At 38.9% G+C, this 7624-nt stretch carries 7 protein-coding genes; 5 read left to right on the top strand and 2 right to left on the bottom strand.

Features of this window, described 5'->3' with window-relative positions; translation table 11 throughout:
* Positions 1-342 precede the first annotated feature (342 nt).
* A complete protein-coding gene (locus GJU41_RS24350) occupies positions 343-636 on the top strand; it encodes a DUF3817 domain-containing protein (protein ID WP_070875978.1) in 294 nt (97 codons plus the stop codon).
* Between the two features lie 261 nt (positions 637-897).
* Here the strand turns inward: GJU41_RS24350 and GJU41_RS24345 are convergent, their stop codons facing one another.
* Complete coding sequence (locus GJU41_RS24345; RefSeq protein WP_070875977.1) at positions 898-1110, bottom strand: hypothetical protein; 213 nt, start codon at positions 1108-1110, stop codon at positions 898-900.
* 243 nt (positions 1111-1353) lie between these two features.
* On the opposite strand from GJU41_RS24345, the gene GJU41_RS24340 reads away from it, so the two are divergent.
* The 3 genes from GJU41_RS24340 (at position 1354) to GJU41_RS24330 (ending at position 5415) form a co-directional block, all read left to right on the top strand.
* On the top strand, positions 1354-2883 hold the full coding sequence (locus GJU41_RS24340; RefSeq protein WP_154319800.1) for an alpha/beta hydrolase: 1530 nt from the start codon (positions 1354-1356) through the stop codon (positions 2881-2883).
* Positions 2884-3248: 365 nt separating this feature from the next.
* Positions 3249-3722, top strand: coding sequence for a GNAT family N-acetyltransferase (locus tag GJU41_RS24335; protein WP_070875975.1), 474 nt, complete (start codon positions 3249-3251; stop codon positions 3720-3722).
* 166 nt (positions 3723-3888) lie between these two features.
* Positions 3889-5415 (top strand): LysM peptidoglycan-binding domain-containing protein, encoded by a 1527-nt coding sequence (locus tag GJU41_RS24330; RefSeq protein ID WP_224771456.1) that lies wholly within the window; start codon positions 3889-3891, stop codon positions 5413-5415.
* Positions 5416-5508: 93 nt separating this feature from the next.
* On the opposite strand, the gene GJU41_RS24325 is transcribed toward GJU41_RS24330, so the two are convergent.
* Positions 5509-5994 (bottom strand): hypothetical protein, encoded by a 486-nt coding sequence (locus GJU41_RS24325; protein ID WP_154319799.1) that lies wholly within the window; start codon positions 5992-5994, stop codon positions 5509-5511.
* Positions 5995-6230: 236 nt separating this feature from the next.
* On the opposite strand from GJU41_RS24325, the gene GJU41_RS24320 reads away from it, so the two are divergent.
* Entirely contained in the window at positions 6231-7391 is a 1161-nt protein-coding gene (locus GJU41_RS24320) for an MFS transporter (protein WP_154319801.1), read from the top strand.
* Positions 7392-7624 lie beyond the last annotated feature (233 nt).

Below are 7624 nucleotides of genomic sequence, written 5' to 3'. Positions count from 1 at the left end.
ACGCATCTCAACCGCAGGAACTGTGGAGATCGCCTAATCAATTAGAAATCAAATGGTTTCTGTACTTAGGAATCCCCTACTTCGAGGAGCGTTAGCGAGTAGGTGGAGGGTAGTTCAATATTTCGAATTCGCGCTGCCTTATATGATGGCAATCTTCTTTGGAATCATTGGATTCAGTGCGGTTCTTTACATGGCAATCGTTATACAAAACAAACAAAAGAATAAAACCAACTAGCGGACATACATATAGAAATGAACATTCTATGACGTCTGCTCTCCATAAGTAGTTTTTAAGGCTTTCCTATCTTATAATAAAAGAAAAAGTGTACTGGAGGTTCATCTATGCTTCAATCACCAATTGGCCGCTTCAGACTGATGGGATTCATCGAAGGAGCGTCTTTGCTGATTCTTCTTTTTATTGCCATGCCTCTAAAATATCTGGCAGAAATCCCTATGGCTGTAACGATCGTAGGATCGCTTCATGGGTTTTTCTTTATTACGTATTTGCTTATCATTGCCTATACAACTTATAAAATCAGATGGTCCTTCGCATGGGTTTTCAGTGCAGTCGCTGTGGCATTTATTCCGTTTGGGAATATGATTCTCGATGCGAGACTTAAAAAAGCGAATTTATAAGGATATAAAAATAACCTTTACGAAAAGGTTATTTTTTTTGCTGTTTTTCTGTTTAATAAACTTTCCATAGTTTATTAACCAAATTTAAATGTAATAAAATATAACATCTAAAGTCCTATTTTTTATAAAAAGGAAAGAAATAAAATTCATTGAGAAATGCTGATGAGCATTGGAGGTAAGCGTTTTCTGAAACCAGCGCCTCAATTAATATTCAGAAACCTGCTCATGCACTCGCATAAAGAAATGAAAAATAGCATCCGATTAATCGGATGCATACTTGACAATTCCATGTAAAAAAACGGAGTATTCGCGCTGCACACATTCTCTTAATTTGATTTTTCCTTCTCTTTCTAATTCCGATACGAATTCATTAATTTGCCGTTCTTCTTCTTTCGATGCCTTTTGAACCTCAATCGAAAACAAATTGCCGCGGCTGGCATGATGAATTTTTTTCAACAATTTATCCTTATTCATTGGGTCAACCCCTTCATCCTATTCAAATTCGACACAAAAGGAAATATTCCTCTAATTGCTAATTATATTAATAATAAAAAAATTTACATAAAATCGTATGATTTCAGTAAAGTAATTCTAATTCATAATAGGTCTATCGGTTCTTTGTTCAGTTACGTCTTTTGCACCATGTCTATCATTTTCTAAAAGAGTAAACTAGAGTTGTTTAGTTTACAGAAAATTCTAAATAAAGGACGTGGTTTTTTGAAAAAAGAAATGATAGCGTTTACTTTATCGGCAGCAATGCTTGCATCTGCGCTGCCAGTCCCGCATCATGCGGTCCATGCAGAAGCCTCACAGCTGCAGAATCTCATACCAGGGGCACAGAATGTTGTTGAAACTTATTTTGACGGGGTGGATAAAAATTACTTAACTACTAAAAATCCTATTCAATATCAAAACGCCATCTTGTTTGGAAACTTAGGTCTTGCTCCTTACAATTGGGGAAGTGCTGAAGATGGGACTGGCTGGCATCAAATGCATAAACCAGCCGCCATAAGCGGAACTCAGATTAATGGCGCTTTTGAAGACGCTCAGTTTGTCATACGTGTTCCGGATAACTGGAATGGAAAACTAGTAGTGGCCGGCATTCCTGCTACTAGAAATGAAACATCTACAGACCTTTTGTTCAGCGATTTTGTTCTTGAAAAAGGGTACGCATTTGCAGCGATTGATAAAGGAACACAAGGAGAAGCCGATCCATATGACCCACTTGCAAAAGCAAAAAATGCCCTCGCTGCAGAAGATAATAGTGTCGCAGAATGGCATAAACGTTTCAGGCAGATCACGATAGCTGCTCAATCGTATTTAGAAGAAAATTTCCGTGAGCAGCTTATTTCTGCAAAAGATAAATCAAATCCAGCCCATCATTTGGTGAGAAAAAATCACAGTGTGCCTACTTATGCGATGGGCATTTCAAATGGGGGATATGTCGTCAGGTATGCACTTGAGCAAGACGGCCGGGAGATAAAAGAGAAACGTCTTTTTGATGGCGGCGTAGACTGGGAAGGTGTTCTTTGGACAGAAAAGCAGCCAAACTTAATTTCTTCTCTCACAACAGTCGTCAATCATGCTGAGGATGCCATTTACGGCAGTGGAAAAGAGAAAGAGAAAGCCATGAAAGAAATGTATAAAGCTGGCCTTCCAAAAGGGTCAGAAGAATTGTGGACGTATCATGATCAGGTATATTGGTTCATTACGGCGAACCTTTACCGGGATCATTTTGACCCTAATGCCCCAAACAGCATTCCATGGAAAAACTACTTGAATTTCACTTCAAGCGGAGCCAGGGACAGAAGCTACGATTCTATTTTTGAAAACTACAAGTATCAAAGCCGTCCGAAAAGCGTGAAAGAGAACATAAAAGAAATTGCCAACACGGGGGATATAGACGTTCCGCTTATCAGTTTTACCGGAACGCTGGATGCGCTGATTTTCCCGGATATTCATGCGAAAGGCTATGAAAAACTTGTTAAAAAAGCTGGCAAGGAAAAGCTTCACCGCATGTATTCGATTGAAAATGGAAATCATGTGGACAGTTTAGTATGGAATACCGCAACAGACTCAAAGAAAAAGCTGCAGCCTCTGCTTCCATATGCCCATCAGTCATTTGACCTGCTGGTAGATTGGGTTGAAAACGGAAGAAAAGCGCCTGAAAGCAAATCAATTCCTGTTCCAAAGAATGCAACTAAGGTCATCGACATAAAAACAGGGAGAGAGATTGATCCAAAATGAAATAGGCTGGAAAAAGAGTGGTTTTTCTGGCTGCTTTTTGGATAAAAATAATTAGTGGAGTCCGTCTCCATAATGTTACCACTTTTAAAGTATTAAGGTGCAACAAGTGGCATCAGTCCAAGTAGTTTTACCACTTTTAACGGTTCAAAGCATCAATAGTGGCATCAGTCGCCATAGTGCTACAACTTTTAACGGTTTAAAACATAAATAGTGGTGTCAGTCAAATGTATTACCACTGTCCCAAAAGAAGGGGCTGTCCAGAAAGTAAGTGAAAAATAACTTTCTGGACAGCTCCTTTTTATATAGGAGGAGGATTTTAAGTTTTGCAGAATACTAAATAGGAATCAATAACAAAGGAGAATAGTATGACCGTACATTTAGTAAAAGCCACAGAATCAGATGCAGCAGCTATTTTAGATGGTCAAGTGCGTGCATTCACGCCGCTTCTTGAAAAGTATATGGATGTTGAGACAAATCCTGCAAATGAGACACTTGAAAAAATCCTCGCCAGGATCAATGAGCCAAATGGCGGTTTCTACAAAATCATTTTTGAAGAAACGTTAGCGGGAGCAATACGGGTGTATTCGAAAAGCGAGGCCACGAAATATTGGATAAGTCCAATCTTTATTTTTCCTGAATTTCAGGGCTGCGGGATTGCCCAAAAAGCTATGATTTCAGCAGAAACACTGTTTCCGCAGGCCTCAAGCTTCGAGCTTGCCACCATTCTTGAGGAAGAAGGAAATTGTTATTTGTACAAAAAATTAGGCTACAAAGAAACGGGAGTCATGAAAAAGCTGAATGACCGCACTACGCTGATTTACTTTAGAAAAGGTTTTTAAAGAGCAGTGTCTACCAAGAAATGCTTTGAACAAAAACAAGATTCTGAAAAAGGATCTTGTTTTTTAATCGATTTTTTCTCATGAAAATCCCCACTAAATCCCACTATTCTTTTCGTATCTTCCTGGAGTATGATTACTTTTATATGTAAAAGATGACAGAAGGTAGATGAATGCAGTGAGAAAGGTTTTAAGCAGTTTACTAGTTTTATTCCTGATACTAAATCAAATGCCTATTATAGGCCAAGCTGAATCAAATTCTCAGCAAATCGGATCTGTAATAGGAAACAGCGTCAATGTTTATTCTTCTCCAAAATTGAGCTCGAAAGTGGCAGCTGTTCTGCAAAAAGGAGATGAATATCCTCTCATTCAATCAGCAGCCGGTGACTCGGCCGATGCGATTACACATAAAGTTATCAGCGGAAATACATTATGGAAAATAGCCAATCAATATGGAACAACCGTTCATGAACTGAAACAATTGAATGGTTTAAAAAATGATGCGATTTCTCTTGGACAAATAATGAAGATTCCTCAGACCGTCCAAGTTCACCAAGTAATCTCAGGAGATACGCTGTGGAAAATTTCGAACAAATATAGAGTAACTGTCAATGAAATTACCAAGCTTAATGGTTTAAAGACAACTCAGCTTAAAATTGGCCAAAAATTAAAAATACCCGTGTATTATTATGAAGTGCAGCTGCTCGGCGGGAAAAAAGGCTGGATTAAAAAATCGAAGCTTCAAGTTAAAAACAGCAAACGTGTCGTGATGGGCTGGAGTTTTAATGGAACAGCCAATACGTACATCCAGCAGATGAAAAATAAACCTAATCTAAATGTTGTCTCACCGCGATGGTTTACGTTAAGCCAATCGGAAACAGGTGTTTCTGTTAAGATGGATTCTGCCTATTCAGATGCAGCACATGCTGCCGGGAAAAAAGTCTGGCCGCTCCTTGGCAACAGCTTTGACCCCATTCTGACAGATTCCATCATAGGCAATCCTCAAAAAAGAAAAAAACTAATTTCTGCGCTTCAGACTGCAATAATCAAAAGCAAAAGTGATGGAATTAATGTTGATTTCGAAAACATTGATATAAAAAACAAACAGGATTACGTATCGTTTATCCGGGAATTAAAAACAGCCCTGAAGCCTCATGGAATCATTGTTTCTGTCGATGTAACAAGAACGAGCGATGACCCATTCTGGTCTTTAAGCCTGGACCGAAGAGAACTCGGAAAAATAGCCGATTATGTTGTGATGATGGGGTATGATGAGCATTGGGGCGGGGGGCCAAAGGCAGGTTCAGTTGCTTCCCTTCCGTGGGTGGAAGAAGGCATTAAGCTCTTAATGAAAGATGTTCCCTCACATAAAATCATTCTCGCTGTCCCGTTTTATACTAGAGAATGGGTGACAGAATTATCTTCTAACAAATTGAGAAGCATCGACCGCTCGATGTCAGAAGTCAATCGGATCATTTCCTCTAAAAGACTTAAAAAAGTTTGGGACCCAAAGGCTTCACAATACTATGTCCAATTCACTGAAAACGGCGAAAAACATCAACTGTGGATAGAAGATAAGAAATCAATTGAGCTTAGAATGAAGATGATGAAAGAAAATCACTTAGGCGGAGCAGCTGCCTGGTATATAGGCTCAGAAACTTCGGATATCTGGGACGTTTATCATTTTAATAAATGATAGATAATGAGGTGAAAACAAAATACAGAGGGAAACGGATACCAAAATGTACAGCGCTTGGTATCCGTTTTGGTGAATTTAAAGAATAATTCCTTAGTAATTATTCATTGGCACAATGTAAAAATAAATTTGACTTTCTTTATCAATTTCCGGGGTAACCTCTGGTCCATAATCTGTTGAAATGGCCATGTCAGCTGAATCAGCGCTTCCGAAATAGGCTTTATACGCTTTGTCTGAATAAGTTTTTAATTCAAATGAGACATGTGGTGCTTTTTTTCTATTTTTATACTTGACCTGTACCTCAGCATTACTTTTATACCACGCGTACTTCCCATTAGATTCTCTTAGATGGACAATGCCTGCGGCTTCTCCATCCTTCATTTTTCTTTTGAAAAAAACAAACAGTTCCCCGTCTGATTGTATTTTCCCTAAAAGATTGCCTGCGGATAAGCCTTCTTCTTTTAGACCATGTTGAATGGCTTCTTCTTTAGTAGCAAACCATTTTATGTGATCTTCATTAGCAGAACATCCAATAAGCAATGATAGAAAAAATAATAGTACAAACCTCTTCAATCTCAACTTCATCTTCCCCTGTGAAAACCATATTTTATTAGATTATTTCTTTCTCTAAGGTCAAAAATCCTTTTAGTTGGTATTAATAACCAGATGAACAGATGAAATTTTTTGATTTCATAGCTTCTTTGATTGTGATATTATTTAGTGATCCGAAATAAATTTATATGGTATTCAGTTAACTTAGGAGAGATACAGTGAATCAATTAACGAAAGCACCTCTTTGGACAAAGTCGTTTGTTATGCTTATGCTTGGAAACTTATTTATTTTCATGTCGTTTCAAATGCTGATTCCGACACTTCCGCCTTATATTAAATCATTGGGAGCAACGGGTCTGGAGATTGGATTAGTTACGGCTTTATTTTCAATAGGAGCGGTTCTGAGCCGTCCGTTTATCGGGTACATGCTTGAATATAAAGCACGAAAACCGCTTGTTTTGATTGGAGCTGCCGCGCTTCTTGTGATCACTATTTTTTACCCGATTTCAAATGTGATACTTATTTTCCTGATGTTCAGGTTCATTCATGGTCTTGCGTGGGGTTTTTCAACCACAGTAAACGGGACGGCAGCCGTGGATGTAATACCAAAATCCCGTCTTGGCGAAGGGATGGGGTATTTTGGTCTTTCTGTAACACTCGGCATGATTATTGCGCCAAGTCTCGGCATCTTTTTATTCGGTGTTACAACGTTTAACAATTTAATCTATATTTCCTGTGCTCTTGGGATCGTTGCGATTATTCTTTTAGCAGCTGTTCGCTACTATACGCCGGAATCGGTCAGACTGACCAAAAAAGAAGATTTGAAATTCTCTTATCTTGGGTCGCTCGTTGAAAAAACAAGCTGGTATCCTGCTTTTATTACAATGATTGCAACGTTCGGATATGGTTCTGTTGTGACATTTATTGTGATTTTCGGTGAAGAGCGCGGCATTGACCAGATTTTCATTTTCTATCTATTTAATGCGGTCATGGCTTCGATTTCAAGACCAATTGCAGGAAAGTGGTTTGACGAAAGAGGACCTAAGGGGCTGATCGTCGTCTGCAGCGCTCTGACCTTTGCAGGTATGTGGGCTCTTTCTTTCTCACACACCAATGTAGGAATTGCCATTGCTGGTATCTTATTTGGAATTGGTTTCGGTTCCCTGCTTCCGACTCTGCAGTCATGGACACTATCAAAAACTCCTGATAACCGCAGGGGTGTGGCAAATGGAATGTTTTTCTCTGCGATAGATTTTGGGATAGGTTTAAGCGGAATTGTTTTCGGCTTGCTGGCCCAATTTCTTGAAACAGCGGTTCTTTTTCAGATTTCAAGCATTTTTCTGATCGTGCCTATGATTCTTACTCTGTTAGAAGGAAAGGGAAGAAGGGTGCAAAAAAAACAGACAGCCGCCTCTACTTATTAAACTGGAAGAAAGCACCTGACTCAGTCAGGTGCTTTTTGATTTAGGCTCTTTTCGTAAATATTGCTGCTACCAGACTAAATATTAAAAACCTTAAGTGGAATGTAGCGGATAAACTTGACTCCTGCGGGAAATAGATAAGACCCCACAGGCAAAGCCGAGTTATCATGAACGAAACTAGCTCCTTACTCGTAACATCGTAGGTTAATTTGGTTAGAATGTTTACTGGAAAAAAC

Source organism: Metabacillus idriensis (genome assembly GCF_009674765.1).
Taxonomy (GTDB): Bacteria; Bacillota; Bacilli; order Bacillales; family Bacillaceae; genus Bacillus_P; species Bacillus_P idriensis.
The sequence above is the reverse complement of the archived record's forward strand: the minus strand, read 5'-3'. Positions and strand labels throughout refer to the sequence as shown.

Bases quoted from the DNA above. Each gene is read 5' to 3' on its own strand.
- GJU41_RS24335 (WP_070875975.1), top strand. From the start codon at position 3,249: ATGACCGTACATTTAGTAAAAGCCACAGAATCAGATGCAGCAGCTATT.
- GJU41_RS24345 (WP_070875977.1), bottom strand. From the start codon at position 1,110: ATGAATAAGGATAAATTGTTGAAAAAAATTCATCATGCCAGCCGCGGC.
- GJU41_RS24350 (WP_070875978.1), top strand. From the start codon at position 343: ATGCTTCAATCACCAATTGGCCGCTTCAGACTGATGGGATTCATCGAA.
- GJU41_RS24330 (WP_224771456.1), top strand. From the start codon at position 3,889: ATGAATGCAGTGAGAAAGGTTTTAAGCAGTTTACTAGTTTTATTCCTG.
- GJU41_RS24320 (WP_154319801.1), top strand. From the start codon at position 6,231: ATGCTTATGCTTGGAAACTTATTTATTTTCATGTCGTTTCAAATGCTG.